We start from the raw sequence: 15,011 nt of genomic DNA, 5'->3' as shown, positions 1-15,011 counted from the left end.
TTGCAATTTATTCAGCTGGGCTGTAAACCACTTCGCTTTGTGCTTTCAACAAGCTTATCACAGCACGGTAATCGCTTTCAGCATACTGTGAATTTAAGCGCTGCTTAATGGCATTGGCCAAGTTGTCATCGACAGTCTCAGCTGCATTGACTTTATCGAGCACGATAACCGCATAGCCATTGGCCAAGGCGGCGGTATCTACCACAGGCTCACCATCTGGCTGCGCCATTTCAAAGGCTTTAGTGATAATAGCGTTATCAATGCGTTGATCGAAACGCGCCAGTTGCACTTGAGTCGTTAGCTCAGCAGTACTATCACCGGCTTTGATTGCCGTCATCAGTGTTTGAGCCTGCTCACGAGCAATATCGTTGGCCTTGTCTTGCTTCAGGCGCTCAACAATACTGGCTTTAACTTGCTCTATGGCTAGCGTTCCTGCAGGGGTGTGAGATTTCACTCGAACAACCATCACATGGTTTGGACCTAATTCAATAACGTCGCTGTTCATACCGTCGAGCAATACCGTTTCAGAAAAGGCCGCTTTAATCACTTCAGGCGCATTAAGCGGCTCTGGTGCATTATCACGTGAAAACTCTGGACTAGTCTTAACTGCTACACCCACTTCTTGAGCGGCTTCAGACAGGGTATCTGGCACTTCGTAGCTCACATCGGCTAAGCGTTGCTGCAGACCATAAAATTGATCTACGGCTTTCTTTTCCGTCAACTGGGCGACAATCTGCTGTTTAACATCATCAAATGATGCAGTAGAGCCGGCTTGTACGTCGAGTAGTTTAATGATGTGGAAACCAAAATTGGTTCTTACCACATCAGAATACTGACCTTTATCTAGCGCGAATAAAGCACTGTCGAAAGCGGGATCCATAACGCCCAGTTCAAACCAATCAAGTTGCCCGCCCTGCTCAGCACTGAAGGTATCATCAGACTCTGTTTGGGCTAAGGTGGCAAAATCCTCACCAGCTTCTAACTTAGCATAGATAGCATCGGCTTTGGCTTTAGCCGCCGCGTCATCATCACCAAAATTAACTAAGATATGTCCAGCAAGACGTTTTTCAGGCTGCAGGTACTGCGCTTGATGCTCATCATAATAGGCTTGAGCTTCTTCGTCTGAAACACTGTGTCCACTGGCCATATCGGCCGCATTCAGTTCAATATAATCGACTGACACAGTTTCTGGGCGCACAAATTGATGTTGATTAGCTTGATAATAGCTCTCAACTTCCTCATCAGAGATACTGACTTGGTCAAATAGCGGTGTAGCATCGACAACGTGATAACGGATATCGCGAGTCTGCGCCTGGATATTGGCTAAGTAATTGACTTCGCCTGGTAGCACAAACTCTGAACCGACTAGTGAGGCCACCAACTGACGACGGGTCATATCGACACGCATCATGTCACGGAAACTATTGACTTGATAACCCAGCTGACGGATCAGCGCAAGATAACGGTCATTATCAAATTGGCCATCGGTTTGAAAGGCTGGTTCATTAATAATCGCATTTTTGATCTGCTCATCAGAGACGGTCAATCCTAAATCTACAGCAGCTTGATCGATAAGCTTGTCGGCAACTAAACGCTCTAGCACGCTTTGTTTTACGCTTGCTAAGTAAGTGTCATTACTGGCAAGTGCATCATACATTTCGCCCAGTTGCTGCTCTAATCGAGCACGCTCGCTTTGATAGGCTTGCTCCAACGCTGAGTTACTGATCTCTTCGCCGTTTACGGTGGCAGCTACAGGCTCAGATGATGATCCTAAGTAGCTACTCACGCCAGTAAATGCAAAGGATAGTATTACAAGGACGAGAATGCTTTTTGCAATCACGCCCTGTGAGCCTTCGCGAATCTTTTCTAACATCAGATTTCTCGCTTGTTACTTAAAATAAAAAGGCGCATCACTCGATAGGATGCGCCTTCTATGTAAATTGTCAGACCTAGTTATACATTACGTAAGTTAGGCCAACGGCATGATAATGACAACTGCATTACCAAAACACTTACTCGGTAAAAAGCACTGCCTAAACAGTGCTTATTGACATGTAAGGTTTACAAAGGCCACCTTGACTAAGTATGTCTTAGTTTACAGCGTCTTTAAGTGCTTTACCTGCTTTGAACGCAGGAATGTTTGCCGCTGCAATCTTGATCTCTTTACCCGTTTGTGGGTTACGACCAGTGCGCTCTGCACGTTGACGAACTTCAAAAGTACCAAAACCAACTAGAGAAATTTTATCGCCATCTTTTAGGCCATCTGTCACAGCAGAAATAAAAGAATCTAGAGCACGGCCAGCTGCCGCTTTAGAAATATCAGCACCAGATGCGATTTTCTCGATTAGTTCAGATTTGTTCATGTCATCCCCTTGAATTTAATTTTGTGCGCCGCAACCAAATCCTTGTCTAGAGCGGTCTGCGGTGGCTTTTATAACAAGCTTGATCCTAAAGTTCAAGCCAAATAGGAAAACCTAAGAAATAAAATTGGAATAAGCTAAAAACCAGTAGCGCCAAGGCCTGTAGCTAAAAAGCTATCCACCGACCTAGGCTACCACAGGTTAAGACTTTAGAAAGCCCCTTTTTGCATTTTTTTTAATGCAAATAAGTATTTTCTTGCGTTAGCCCAAATTTTTAACAACTTCAAAGCCTTCGATTGGTCGTTCTAACGCCAAAGCCAATACTTCATCGACCCAACGCACCGGTCTAATGTCCAGATCGGCAATCACATTAGCAGGAATTTCTTCTAAATCGCGTTCATTCTCTTTCGGAATAAGCACCAGTTTTGTCCCGCCGCGATGGGCTGCAAGTAACTTCTCTTTTAAACCACCAATAGGTAAGACTTCACCACGCAAGGTGATTTCACCTGTCATCGCCACATCGGCCCGTACAGGGTTACCCGTTAAGCTAGACACTAATGCCGTACACATAGCGGCACCTGCAGATGGACCATCTTTAGGTGTCGCGCCTTCAGGTACGTGCACATGAATATCACGCTTTTCATAAAAATCAGGGTTAATGCCTAGCTGTTCGGCGCGCGCGCGAACGACTGTCATTGCGGCCTGAATCGACTCTTGCATCACATCACCCAGTGAACCTGTGTAAGTTAACTTGCCTTTACCGGGTACTGAGGTGGCTTCAATAGTGAGCAAGTCACCACCCACTTCGGTCCAAGCAAGGCCCGTTACTTGACCAATTTGGTTATTTGACTCTGCTTTACCGTAATCAAAGCGCTGTACACCTAGGAAGGATTTCAAGTTTTCCTGATTTACATCGACATGCTTAACCGACTTATCGAGTAAGATTGTCTTTACCACTTTACGGCAAATCTTAGATAACTCGCGCTCAAGCGAGCGCACACCAGCTTCACGCGTGTAATAACGAATAATACCGATGATGGCACTATCATCGACCGTCACTTCACTGGCTTTGAGGCCATTACGCTCAATCTGTTTAGGCAATAGGTGCTGTTTAGCGATGTTTAGTTTTTCATCTTCGGTGTAACCAGAGAGACGAATCACCTCCATACGGTCAAGCAACGGACCCGGAATATTCATTGAGTTAGAGGTGGCAACAAACATCACATCGGATAGATCGTAATCCACTTCTAAATAGTGATCGCTAAAGGTCGCATTTTGCTCAGGATCGAGTACTTCAAGCAACGCTGACGCTGGGTCACCACGCATATCTGAGCTCATTTTATCGATCTCATCGAGCAAGAACAGCGGATTCTTAACGCCGACTTTCGACATTTTTTGAATCACTTTCCCCGGCATTGAGCCAATGTAGGTACGACGATGTCCACGGATCTCCGCCTCATCACGGACACCACCTAGCGCAACACGCACATATTTACGGCCTGTCGCTTTAGCAATGGACTGACCCAGCGAGGTTTTACCTACACCTGGTGGCCCAACTAAACATAAAATGGGCCCTTTAAGCTGCTTAACGCGGCTCTGCACCGCGAGATACTCTAAAATGCGCTCTTTGACTTTTTCCAAGCCAAAATGGTCGGTATCGAGCACATCTTGTGCTTTGGCTAAGTCACGCTTAATTTTAGAGCGCTGCTTCCAAGGCACTGAGATCATCCAATCGACATAGCTGCGTACCACTGTGGCTTCTGCCGACATTGGCGACATCATCTTCAGCTTATTTAGCTCAGCAACGGCTTTCTCTTTTGCCTCGCTAGGCATGCCGGCTTCATCGATTTTTTTCGCTAAGGTTTCAAATTCATCATGGGACTCGTCGATATCACCAAGTTCCTTTTGAATCGCCTTCATCTGCTCATTGAGGTAATACTCACGCTGACTCTTTTCCATCTGTTTTTTAACGCGAGAACGGATGCGCTTCTCGACTTGTAACAGATCGATTTCAGACTCCATCATGGCCATCAGGTATTCGAGTCGCTCAGAAACATTAACCATCTCGAGAATGGTTTGTTTGTCTTCAAGCTTTAATGGCATATGAGCGGCCATGGTATCGGCGAGGCGCGCGGCTTCATCAATACCTGACAGCGAGGTCAACACCTCTGGGGGGATCTTTTTGTTGAGCTTGATATAACCTTCAAATTGACCGATAGCAGAGCGAACTAAGACCTCTTCTTCTTTGTCGGCAATTTGATCAGACTCTAAATACTCAGCAGTAGCAATAAAGTATTCAGTTTCTTGGGTATATTTATCAATGCGAGCACGTTGGCCACCTTCAACCAGTACTTTTACTGTGCCGTCGGGTAACTTAAGTAATTGTAGGATTGATGCAACTGTACCCACCTCGAAGATATCATCACTAGTTGGTTCATCTAGTTCAGCATCGCGTTGTGCTACTAAAATAATCTGCTTATCTTGCTCCATCGCCGCTTCTAGGCAACGAATTGATTTTTCCCGACCAACAAACAGGGGAATAACCATATGAGGATATACCACCACGTCTCTCAGCGGCAGTACAGGGAGTTCGATTCGCGCTTCACGCTCTAAGGTCATAGCTCGATTCCGGTTGCTAACAATATTAAGGAGTATATTGGGGTTGATTAATGGGTTTCAATGGCAAACATAAAAAAAGGAGCCCGTCGGACTCCTTAATCATAATTTATTGCTCTGTTAGACCAATTATTGTTCGGCAACAGCCGCTTGAGATTCAGTGTTCTCATAAATCAAGATGGGGTCTGATTCGCCGTTTACCACAGATTCATCGATAACGACTTTGACGACGTGATCCAGTGATGGTAAGTCGTACATGATATCGAGTAACAAACCTTCTACGATTGAACGTAAACCACGTGCACCTGTTTTACGGGTCTTCGCTTTTAACGCAATCGCTTTTAACGCATCCTCTCTAAACTCAAGTTCAACACCTTCCATTTCGAAAAGCGCAGCAAACTGCTTAGTTAATGCGTTTTTAGGCTCAGATAATATCTGTACTAACGCAGCATCATCAAGTTCAGTTAACGTGGCTAATACTGGTAAACGCCCAATAAACTCTGGGATCAGACCGTATTTAACTAAATCTTCAGGCTCAACCTGCATCAACATATCAGAGATAGTAGCCTTATCCGATTCACCTTTAACTTCAGCACCAAAACCGATACCGGTACCGACTTGTGAACGTTGCTCAACTACTTTCTCTAAGCCCGCAAATGCACCACCACAGATAAATAAGATCTTTGAGGTATCAACCTGTAGGAACTCCTGTTGCGGATGCTTACGGCCGCCTTGTGGAGGCACAGCAGCAACCGTACCTTCTATCAGCTTGAGCAAAGCTTGCTGCACACCTTCACCAGACACATCACGGGTGATCGATGGGTTATCTGACTTACGGCTGATCTTATCAATCTCATCGATATAGACGATACCACGCTGGGCTTTTTCTACATCGTAGTCGCACTTTTGCAATAATTTCTGGATGATGTTTTCAACATCTTCACCCACATAACCGGCTTCGGTCAGTGTCGTTGCGTCTGCCATGGTAAACGGAACATTCAAGAACCGAGCTAGCGTTTCGGCCAATAAGGTTTTACCGCTACCCGTAGGACCTATCAGCAAGATGTTACTCTTTCCTAACTCAACACCATCTTTAGGAGAAGCATTCTTTAAGCGCTTATAATGGTTGTATACTGCAACCGACAACACTTTTTTCGCTTTTTCCTGACCGATAACATAATCATCAAGATGTGCTCTGAGATCATGAGGTGTAGGTAGCTTATCTTGTTCAGGCTTAGGTGATATCTCTCTGATCTCTTCGCGGATGATGTCATTGCAAAGCTCGACACACTCATCACATACATACACAGAAGGACCAGCAATGAGCTTACGAACCTCATGCTGACTCTTTCCACAAAAAGAGCAGTACAGTAGTTTCCCACTATCACCGTTGCTTTTGTTGTCGCCCATTACTTTACCTCTTTTGCAGTGTCAGGCACTGCACAATTAATCTTACAACCTTTACTGATCATAGCTCAGCAACGGACAATTATCAGCTTCGTTTATCTAACACAGAGTCAACCAGACCATAGGCTTCGGCCTCTTTGGCGCTCATAAAGTTATCACGATCGGTATCACGTTCAATCACTTCCAAAGGTTGACCTGTATGATCGGCCAGCATTTGATTTAATTTATTCTTAATGCCCAAGATCTCTTGCGCATGAATCGCGATATCAGACGCCTGTCCCTGGAAACCACCTAGTGGCTGATGGATCATCACCCGCGAGTTAGGCAAACAATGGCGTTTACCTTCGGCGCCACCGGCTAACAAAAATGCGCCCATGCTGGCTGCCTGACCGATACATACCGTGCTGACATTCGGTTTAATGAACTGCATAGTATCATAAATTGCCATACCTGCAGTGACCGAGCCACCTGGAGAATTAATATAAAGATAAATATCTTTGTCTGGGCTTTCCGACTCTAAAAACAGTAGTTGAGCAACAATGAGGTTAGCCATGTGCTCTTCAACTTGCCCAACAAGAAAGATCACGCGCTCTTTTAAGAGACGAGAATAGATATCATATGAGCGTTCACCTTTGGCCGTTTGTTCAACAACCATCGGGACAAGTGCATTCAGTACTGATTCTGGTGCATTTAGCATTATTAACTTCCCTAAATAAAAATGGCTCGCATGAGGAGCCTCATACGAGCCATTATAAATGGCTAATAGCCATTTAAGTCAAGCATAGGTTATGCGCGACCGGTAGCCTTGTTCATAAATTCTTCGAAATTGACTTCTTTTTCGGTCACTTTCGCAGATTTTAACAATGCTTCAACGGCTTGCTCTTCTAATGCAACGTTACGCATGTTCTGCATCATCTCTGGATTGTTGTTGTAATACTCAACAACTTCACTTGGATCTTCATATGCAGAAGCCATAGAGGCGATTAGCGCTTGTACGCGATCATCTTCAGCTTTTAGCTCGTTAGCTTTAATCACTTCACCAAGCAGTAGACCCACTTTTACGCGGCGCTCAGCTTGTTCAGTGAATAGATCGGCTGGTAGCTCAGGCATGTTAGCCGCTTGCTGACCAAAACGTTGCATCGCTTGCTGACGCAGTACGTTTACTTCACCGTCGATAAGTGCTTTTGGCAGTTCGATATCATTTTGCTCAAGCAGACCGTTAAGTACTTGCTCTTTAACATTCGCTTTTAGCGCTTGTTCAAGTTCACGGCTCATGTTCTTGCTGATCTCAGCCTTAAGTGCCTCTAGGCCACCTTCAGCAACACCAAACAACTTAGCAAACTCATCGTTCACTTCTGGTAGATTCGCCGCTTGAACTTCTTTAAGGGTGATTGCAAACTTAGCAACTTTACCTTTCAGGTTTTCAGCGTGGTAATCTTCAGGGAAAGTTACTTCAATGTCGAACTCTTCACCGGCTTTGTGACCTTCAACACCTGATTCAAAACCAGGGATCATGCGGTTACTACCCAGTTGCAGCTCGAAATCTTCAGCTTTACCGCCTTCGAACTCTTCACCGTCGATAGAACCAACGAAATCGATTTTCGCCTTGTCGCCATCAGCCGCTGCACGGTCAACGACTTCAAACGTAGCATGTTGCTTACGTAGGGTTTCAATCATCGCATCAACGTCAGCATCAGTCACTTCTGCTTTAGGTTGTTCAACTTCAATCGCATCTAGACCTTTTAGTTCTACTTCTGGGTAGATCTCGAAAGTAGCCACAAACTGGAAGTTTTCACCGTCAGTTTCGCCAGGAACGAAAGTAGGTGCACCTGCAGGATTTAACTTTTCAGCGATAATAGCTTCAACAAAATTACGTTGCATCACTTCACCAGTGATGTCTTGACGAATCGCACTACCGTAACGCTTATTGATCACGCTTACTGGTACTTTGCCTGGTCGAAAACCAGGAATACGCGCACGCTTGGCTTCATTTTTCAAACTATCTGAAACGGCTTTCTCGATCTGCTCAGCAGGAACAGAAATAGTTAGACGGCGTTCTAAACCTTGTGTTGTTTCTACAGAAACTTGCATTGTTTTACCTCGAAATATGTCAAACGTCTTTTTGTAATAGTCGAATATTCAACTACTAAGGTATTCGTTTCTTGATCTAAAAAAACGACTAAAATGGCTTGGTAACTGAATTTGGCAGTCGTCGCACATAGTTGAAATTTATCAAGACGCGACATTATAGCCACGGTTTTCTGCATAGTCGAGCCTCATAGCTCGAATTACAGACGTAAAAAAAGCGACTCAAGGTCGCTTTTTTTATTTTCTTCTAAAAAGAAGTGGGGTGACTGATGGGGCTCGAACCCACGACAACCGGAATCACAATCCGGGGCTCTACCAACTGAGCTACAATCACCACTGTTTGGTACGCCCGGCAGGATTCGAACCTGCGGCCATCCGCTTAGAAGGCGGATGCTCTATCCAACTGAGCTACGGGCGCTTCGTTATGAACTAGGTTCATATCCTAACTGGGCAAATAGCGTTTACACGCTACTTAAAAATTTGGTCGGTGATAGAGGATTCGAACCTCTGACCCTCTGGTCCCAAACCAGATGCGCTACCGGGCTGCGCTAATCACCGAAGGTGTTACATGTTCACCGATTGACTAAGTCTGCCTGAGAACGGAGCGCATCTTATCCCCTCAGTTAAATAGCGTCAACGATTATTTTTAAAAGCGCATTCACTTGCTCACTTTAACATCTACACGCTAGTAAATTCACCTAACCGGCTATTATGGTTTGACATAAAGTGGCTCTCTCGCTGACTGTTAACACCATAAACCGTTGCCGCTCAATCCATAACAGCTGCATTTTGCCTTATTGCTATGCTAAAGGCCTTTTTCGCCAAATAATCAAGATGCTATTAGCTAAATCCAGCATCACTGGATTATTCTTATTTTAAAACGGTCTGTTATACGGCTAAATCAATGACACCAACCTATGCCCCTGTTAAAATGTCGCCGTTTTTATTATCGCGCCATATAAAGGAAATCCACCCCTCATGACAGCCCAAATAATCGATGGCAAAGCGATCGCCCAATCCATTCGAACTCAGTTAGCTATAAAAGTAACCGCCCGTAAAGAGGCTGGACAACGTGTTCCTGGCTTAGCCGTGATCCTTGTTGGAGCCGATCCGGCATCACAAGTCTATGTTGGCAGCAAAAGACGGGCTTGTGAGGAAGTTGGCTTCCTCTCACAATCATTTGACCTTCCCTCTGAGACCTCTGAAGCAGATTTACTCGCCTTAATCGATAAGTGTAACGACGATGCAGCTATAGATGGCATTTTAGTACAATTGCCGCTGCCAAAGCACATTGAAGAGTCAAAAGTGATTGAACGTATTCGCCCCGATAAAGATGTCGATGGTTTCCATCCTTACAACGTCGGTCGTCTAGCACAGCGCATTCCTGTGCTGCGTTCTTGTACACCTATGGGTATTATGACGTTGATCAAATCAACCGGAGTCGATACCTATGGTTTAGATGCCGTGGTCGTTGGTGCATCTAATATTGTTGGCAGACCCATGACTTTAGAGTTGCTTCTCGCCGGCTGTACAACCACGACTTGCCATCGATTTACCCGCAATCTTGAAGATAAGATCCGTGGTGCCGATTTAGTGATTGTGGCGGTAGGCAAAGCCAACTTTATTCCTGGTGAGTGGATCAAACCTGGCGCTATCGTGATCGATGTGGGAATTAATCGCTTAGGCGACGGTAAACTCGTCGGTGATATACAATTTGATGTTGCAGCCCAGCACGCCAGTTATATTACGCCTGTGCCTGGTGGTGTTGGCCCAATGACCATTGCTAGCTTACTCGAAAATACCTTGTATGCTGCGGAAAACTATCACGACTAGATAAGTTTCGAGTTTCGAGTTTCGACCAGCATAAAAAATGCCTGCGCTCTCACGCAGGCATTTTTATTTGTACTCAACAAGCAGAACTAATTACTTTTTACGCCAAGTCGTGCCTTCTGGACCATCTTCTAAAATAACGCCAAGGGCATTTAGGCCATCACGGGCCACATCAGCCGCCGCCCAATCTTTTTCAGTACGGGCGCGATTTCGCTCAACAATTAAGGCTTCGATTTGCGCAACTTCGTCATCACTGCCCTCGCCTTTAAAGAAGGCATCGACATCTTGATCTAAAATGCCCAGCACATCGCCAAGCTGTTTCAGGCTAACGCCTAATGCAGACGCTGCTGCCAAGTCATCGACCTTAAGACGATTAATCTCACGGACCATGTCAAACAACACCGAATAAGCTTCAGGCGTATTGAAATCATCATCCATCGCTGCAGTAAACTTAGCCACAAATTCTGTTGCTGGTGCAGCCTCGACGGTTAAATCTAAGCCCTTTAACGCGGTATAAAGACGCTCTAACGCTGCCTTAGCCTGTTTAAGATTATCCTCAGAATAATTAAGCTGACTGCGATAATGGCCGGACAACAGAAAATAACGCACTGTCGACGCATCGTAATGAGCGAGCACGTCCCGAATGGTAAAGAAGTTATTTAATGATTTAGACATCTTCTCTTTGTCGACCATCACCATACCGGTATGCATCCAGTAGTTCACATAAGGTGTGTCATGGGCGCAACAAGATTGAGCAATCTCATTTTCATGATGTGGGAACTGTAGATCTGAACCACCACCGTGAATATCGAAATGTTCACCTAAGTGTTTACCGTTCATCGCAGAGCACTCGATATGCCAGCCTGGACGACCTGGTCCCCATGGCGACTCCCACGTGGGTTCACCGGGTTTAGACATTTTCCACAACACAAAATCCATCGGGTCGCGTTTATTTTCATCAACTTCAACCCGCGCGCCGGCTTGCAGCTGATCTAAGTTTTGTCCCGACAAGCGGCCATACTCTGGGTATGATGACACACTAAACAGCACATCGCCGTCTGCTGCAATATAAGCATGTCCACGCTCAATCAAACGCTCAACTAACTCAACAATTTCAGGGATATGTAATGTTGCACGCGGCTCAAAATCAGGGCGTTTCATATTAAGCGCATCAAAATCCCGGTGCATTTCACCAATCAAACGCTCGGTTAATGACTCACAACTCTCGTTATTCTCTGCTGCGCGTTTAATAATTTTGTCATCGACATCGGTAATATTGCGCTGAAAATTAACCTCATAACCACGATATCTGAGGTATCTCACTATCATGTCGAAAGCAACAAACGTACGTCCATGACCAATATGACATAAATCATAGATGGTCACCCCGCAGACATACATGCCAACTTTACCTGGCTGTAATGGCTTGAATTCCTCTTTTTGGCGGGTAAGACTGTTGTATAACTTCAACATTGAGATTCTCTATATAAATAATTGACAACAAAAAAGTGGCTTCAGTCTATCACCTGAAAACCAGCGCTTCCAGCTTGATAGCGCGAATCTACAGCGTTTTTTGCCCTTCAACACATTATCGACATTTTGCTGATTAAAACCCCAGCAACTTGGTATTGCTCAACAGGAAAAGTCGACAGAATGGCTTTATGCTGCAGGTGTAATAGGCTAGAATCTTGCACTATCTATCCTGTTACACACGATGAGAATGAATCAAATGATCACAATGCAAACCAATCACGGCGAAATCAAAATTGAATTAGATGCCGAAAAAGCCCCTGTTACCGCGGCTAATTTCACTCAATATGTAAAAGATGGCTTTTATGACGGCACCATCTTTCACCGTGTTATTGACGGTTTTATGGTGCAAGGCGGTGGTTTCACCGAAGATATGACGCAAAAACGTGTGAATGAGGCTATCGAAAATGAAGCCAACAATGGCTTGTCAAACACCGTTGGCACCATTGCAATGGCAAGAACATCTGATCCCCATTCAGCAACCGCGCAGTTCTTTATCAACATCAACGATAACACTTTCCTCGATTTTAAAGCTGAATCGGCGCAAGGCTGGGGTTACTGTGTATTTGGGAAAGTAGTTGAAGGCATGGACGTGGTAAACAAGATCAAAGCGGTAGCCACTGGCAACCGTGGTATGCACCAAGATGTGCCACTGGAAGCGGTTGTGATTGAAAAAGTGACCATTGCTGAATAATCAGCCTCTCTTAAGCCACTTTTCATCACACCAGAGTATCACTTGTTGAATTACACTCTTTTCGTGGGCGATCTGCACCTGAGTGCCGATCGCCCCGACATCCTCGCGGCTTTTTATGGTTTCCTCAAGCAACACACTAACCACTGCGATGCCTTATACATACTTGGCGATCTGTTTGAGGTGTGGGTGGGCGACGATCTGGCTGAGCCTTTTGCCCTAGAACTGGCTGCGACACTTAAGCGATTTTCTGCACATACCCCTATCTATTTTATCCACGGCAACCGCGATTTCTTACTCGGTAAAGAATACGCAGCCTTAGCTGGCATGACGCTATTGCCTGAAGTACATTGCATCGATTTGTATGGACAAGCTACTGTGTTATTACACGGCGATAGTCTGTGCACCTTAGATAAGGCTTATCAACGCTTTCGCTGGTTTAGAAATCAACCATGGGTAAAGTTTATTTATGGTTTGCTGCCCAAAAAACGCCGTGTCGCTATCGCGAAAGGACTACGTAATAAGAGTCAACAGAGTAATCAGCAAAAAAGTCACACTATCATGGACGTTGAAAACCACGCGGTGACAGACTTAATGGATAAAACAGGTGCTATCTTGATGATCCACGGCCACACCCATCGACCTGACATTCATTCTTTAGCGCGAGATCGGCGACGCATTGTGGTCGGCGACTGGTACGATCAAGGCAGCGTATTAACGGTCACTTCTACCAACACCACATTAGCCAGTTTACCGCTTAACTAAATCATGGCTAGCATAGCTGCTAGCCCCGCCACTAAATTCTGAGTACCCAATCATTCACCTAAATGACTAAACTGGGCAACCTGAATGAAATTTGAATTCATTATCTGGTTCACGGATCAACTGGGCTTCAATCTGTGCAAAATGAGCAATTCGCTCACTAATATCCTCTGTTGCAATAGCTTGAGCCAAGGTCAAATAGTCTTGATAATGACGCGCTTCTGAGCGCAGCAATGAAACATAAAACTTTTGTAAGCCGTCATCGAGATGAGGGGCTAACTTTGCAAAGCGCTCGCATGAGCGCGCCTCGATAAAGGCGCCCACAATCAGCTTATCAATAAGTGTGGCAGGCTCATGGGTACGCACCTGCTTCATCATGCCTTTAGCGTAACGTCCAGCGGTTAAGTTTTGATAGGGAATATTTCGCGCATGCATTATCTCAAGTACCTGCTCAAAATGATGAAATTCTTCTTTAATCAGCCGCACCATTTTGCTAATAAGATCTGCACTATAATCTACACCCGCCTTAGGTGTTAACTCCCCTAAAAGCTCATTCTTTTTGGCTTCTCTTGCTAAAAAATCGGTAATAGAGCGCTGTTTATTGTAAACAAACTCCTCATAGGGTTTAGCCCAGTTCAGGAGTAAATCCCCACTGACTTTATCGATAGCGTACTTACGAATCAAAAACATCGCCGTCTGCGCCGCCTTAAGCTCGCAATTACAATGATCGATCAACAAGGCTGGCAATTGCTCAGACTTGATCGCCTGTGCAATCCACTCATCTGGGGTTTCACATTGTAAAAACGCTTGTATCGGTGCTAATAAGCCTTGCATGGTCGACTCTAAAGGGTAGTTGCTACAGTCGTCCATTTTAACAAAAAATGGCGCTATGGCTATATTCTGACAGCCAACATGACAGCGTTACCTTGACTAGTTCGGGTTTATGTTCAATAAATAAACTATGCCCGTCACAGTGACGTGGTGGATTGGAGCCTAGGGTCTATTGGTTGCAGGCCAGAAGGCATTACGGGTTCGTCTGAGGTTTGGCGAGCACAAGATTGAAGCTAAACAAGGATAACTATAATGATATTGAATCACTTAATGGGGTTATACACTCATCCTAAGGAAGAGTGGCACACAATTGAAAAAAATCACGAGGCGGTCAAAAGTAGTTTAAGCCATGTATTATTAATCGCACTTATACCCGCTATTTGCACTTATTTCGCCTCAACCTCTATAGGATGGGACTTAGGTGTTTCAGATCCTCTATTTCTCACCAAAACCAGCGCACTGATGATGTCGATTAGCATGTACATTGGCCTCATAATTGGAGTATTTGCATTAGCTTATTTAGCATTTTGGATGGCAAAAACCTTTGATGCTATGCCAAGTTTTACCCAAGCACTTGAACTCGCAGCCTATACCGCGACACCACTATTTATGGTAGGGCTGGCCGCCTTGTATCCGTCACTTTGGTTTATAATGGTGGTTGGATTGGCGGGGCTTAGCTACTCAGTGTATTTACTCTACACTGGCGTGCCAATTATCATGAATATTCCAGAAGAAAAAGGCTTTATCTACGCAAGTTCTGTAGTCACCGCAGGCCTTGTACTATTAGTAGCCTTAATGGCCTCTAGCATCATCTTATGGAGCCTAGGACTAGGACCTATGTACCAATAACTTGTCTCTAGGGGAACAATAAAAACAAAAGGCCTTAGGATATCCTA

12 protein-coding genes and 3 tRNA genes are annotated in these 15,011 nt (G+C 44.9%); 4 read left to right on the top strand and 11 right to left on the bottom strand.

Going from position 1 to position 15,011, the window contains the following annotated elements:
• Nucleotides 1–7 precede the first annotated feature (7 nt).
• From AC5YB1_RS08070 to AC5YB1_RS08030, 9 genes are all read right to left on the bottom strand, one after another.
• Entirely contained in the window at nucleotides 8–1,873 is a 1,866-nt protein-coding gene (locus AC5YB1_RS08070) for a SurA N-terminal domain-containing protein (RefSeq protein ID WP_494521409.1), read from the bottom strand.
• A 217-nt stretch (nucleotides 1,874–2,090) separates the two neighbouring features.
• Nucleotides 2,091–2,363, bottom strand: a complete 273-nt coding sequence (locus AC5YB1_RS08065) for an HU family DNA-binding protein (protein ID WP_011866302.1) — start codon at nucleotides 2,361–2,363, stop codon at nucleotides 2,091–2,093.
• 258 nt (nucleotides 2,364–2,621) lie between these two features.
• On the bottom strand, nucleotides 2,622–4,979 hold the full coding sequence (gene lon / locus AC5YB1_RS08060) for an endopeptidase La (protein WP_494521408.1): 2,358 nt from the start codon (nucleotides 4,977–4,979) through the stop codon (nucleotides 2,622–2,624).
• A gap of 126 nt (nucleotides 4,980–5,105) precedes the next feature.
• The gene (gene clpX / locus AC5YB1_RS08055) at nucleotides 5,106–6,386 is read right to left on the bottom strand and encodes an ATP-dependent protease ATP-binding subunit ClpX (protein ID WP_494521407.1); all 1,281 of its coding nucleotides are present in this window, start codon (nucleotides 6,384–6,386) and stop codon (nucleotides 5,106–5,108) included.
• An 82-nt stretch (nucleotides 6,387–6,468) separates the two neighbouring features.
• Nucleotides 6,469–7,080: an ATP-dependent Clp endopeptidase proteolytic subunit ClpP gene (gene clpP, locus AC5YB1_RS08050; protein WP_110456621.1), complete on the bottom strand. Its 612-nt coding sequence runs from the start codon at nucleotides 7,078–7,080 to the stop codon at nucleotides 6,469–6,471.
• Between the two features lie 89 nt (nucleotides 7,081–7,169).
• The gene (gene tig, locus AC5YB1_RS08045; RefSeq protein ID WP_494521406.1) at nucleotides 7,170–8,474 is read right to left on the bottom strand and encodes a trigger factor; all 1,305 of its coding nucleotides are present in this window, start codon (nucleotides 8,472–8,474) and stop codon (nucleotides 7,170–7,172) included.
• A 255-nt stretch (nucleotides 8,475–8,729) separates the two neighbouring features.
• A tRNA-His gene (locus AC5YB1_RS08040) sits at nucleotides 8,730–8,805 on the bottom strand.
• A gap of 7 nt (nucleotides 8,806–8,812) precedes the next feature.
• Nucleotides 8,813–8,889, bottom strand: a tRNA-Arg gene (locus AC5YB1_RS08035).
• A gap of 63 nt (nucleotides 8,890–8,952) precedes the next feature.
• Nucleotides 8,953–9,029, bottom strand: a tRNA-Pro gene (locus AC5YB1_RS08030).
• Nucleotides 9,030–9,449: 420 nt separating this feature from the next.
• Here AC5YB1_RS08030 and folD point away from each other — a divergent pair.
• Nucleotides 9,450–10,304 carry a bifunctional methylenetetrahydrofolate dehydrogenase/methenyltetrahydrofolate cyclohydrolase FolD gene (folD, locus tag AC5YB1_RS08025; RefSeq protein WP_494521405.1) on the top strand — a complete coding sequence of 285 codons (855 nt, stop codon included), beginning with the start codon at nucleotides 9,450–9,452 and terminating at the stop codon, nucleotides 10,302–10,304.
• A 90-nt stretch (nucleotides 10,305–10,394) separates the two neighbouring features.
• Here the strand turns inward: folD and cysS are convergent, their stop codons facing one another.
• On the bottom strand, nucleotides 10,395–11,774 hold the full coding sequence (gene cysS, locus AC5YB1_RS08020; protein WP_494521404.1) for a cysteine--tRNA ligase: 1,380 nt from the start codon (nucleotides 11,772–11,774) through the stop codon (nucleotides 10,395–10,397).
• A 256-nt stretch (nucleotides 11,775–12,030) separates the two neighbouring features.
• Between cysS and AC5YB1_RS08015 the strand changes: the two genes are divergently transcribed.
• Both AC5YB1_RS08015 and AC5YB1_RS08010 read left to right on the top strand, forming a co-directional pair.
• A complete protein-coding gene (locus AC5YB1_RS08015; protein ID WP_494521403.1) occupies nucleotides 12,031–12,525 on the top strand; it encodes a peptidylprolyl isomerase in 495 nt (164 codons plus the stop codon).
• Nucleotides 12,526–12,570: 45 nt separating this feature from the next.
• Nucleotides 12,571–13,287 (top strand): UDP-2,3-diacylglucosamine diphosphatase, encoded by a 717-nt coding sequence (locus AC5YB1_RS08010; RefSeq protein WP_494521402.1) that lies wholly within the window; start codon nucleotides 12,571–12,573, stop codon nucleotides 13,285–13,287.
• 66 nt (nucleotides 13,288–13,353) lie between these two features.
• On the opposite strand, the gene miaE is transcribed toward AC5YB1_RS08010, so the two are convergent.
• Nucleotides 13,354–14,118 carry a tRNA isopentenyl-2-thiomethyl-A-37 hydroxylase MiaE gene (gene miaE, locus AC5YB1_RS08005; protein ID WP_494521401.1) on the bottom strand — a complete coding sequence of 255 codons (765 nt, stop codon included), beginning with the start codon at nucleotides 14,116–14,118 and terminating at the stop codon, nucleotides 13,354–13,356.
• Nucleotides 14,119–14,367: 249 nt separating this feature from the next.
• Here miaE and AC5YB1_RS08000 point away from each other — a divergent pair, with 249 nt between their 5' ends.
• Nucleotides 14,368–14,964, top strand: coding sequence for a Yip1 family protein (locus tag AC5YB1_RS08000; protein WP_494521400.1), 597 nt, complete (start codon nucleotides 14,368–14,370; stop codon nucleotides 14,962–14,964).
• The last annotated feature ends 47 nt before the right edge of the window (nucleotides 14,965–15,011 follow it).

The sequence above is a fragment of the Shewanella sp. 433 genome, from assembly GCF_059338565.1.
The sequence above is the reverse complement of the archived record's forward strand: the minus strand, read 5'-3'. Positions and strand labels throughout refer to the sequence as shown.

Excerpts from the sequence above, each read along its gene's own strand:
- lon (WP_494521408.1), bottom strand. The coding sequence starts at position 4,979 with ATGACCTTAGAGCGTGAAGCGCGAATCGAACTCCCTGTACTGCCGCTG.
- folD (WP_494521405.1), top strand. The coding sequence starts at position 9,450 with ATGACAGCCCAAATAATCGATGGCAAAGCGATCGCCCAATCCATTCGA.
- clpP (WP_110456621.1), bottom strand. The coding sequence starts at position 7,080 with ATGCTAAATGCACCAGAATCAGTACTGAATGCACTTGTCCCGATGGTT.
- AC5YB1_RS08065 (WP_011866302.1), bottom strand. The coding sequence starts at position 2,363 with ATGAACAAATCTGAACTAATCGAGAAAATCGCATCTGGTGCTGATATT.
- AC5YB1_RS08000 (WP_494521400.1), top strand. The coding sequence starts at position 14,368 with ATGATATTGAATCACTTAATGGGGTTATACACTCATCCTAAGGAAGAG.
- cysS (WP_494521404.1), bottom strand. The coding sequence starts at position 11,774 with ATGTTGAAGTTATACAACAGTCTTACCCGCCAAAAAGAGGAATTCAAG.
- tig (WP_494521406.1), bottom strand. The coding sequence starts at position 8,474 with ATGCAAGTTTCTGTAGAAACAACACAAGGTTTAGAACGCCGTCTAACT.
- clpX (WP_494521407.1), bottom strand. The coding sequence starts at position 6,386 with ATGGGCGACAACAAAAGCAACGGTGATAGTGGGAAACTACTGTACTGC.
- AC5YB1_RS08070 (WP_494521409.1), bottom strand. The coding sequence starts at position 1,873 with ATGTTAGAAAAGATTCGCGAAGGCTCACAGGGCGTGATTGCAAAAAGC.
- AC5YB1_RS08015 (WP_494521403.1), top strand. The coding sequence starts at position 12,031 with ATGATCACAATGCAAACCAATCACGGCGAAATCAAAATTGAATTAGAT.
- miaE (WP_494521401.1), bottom strand. The coding sequence starts at position 14,118 with ATGCAAGGCTTATTAGCACCGATACAAGCGTTTTTACAATGTGAAACC.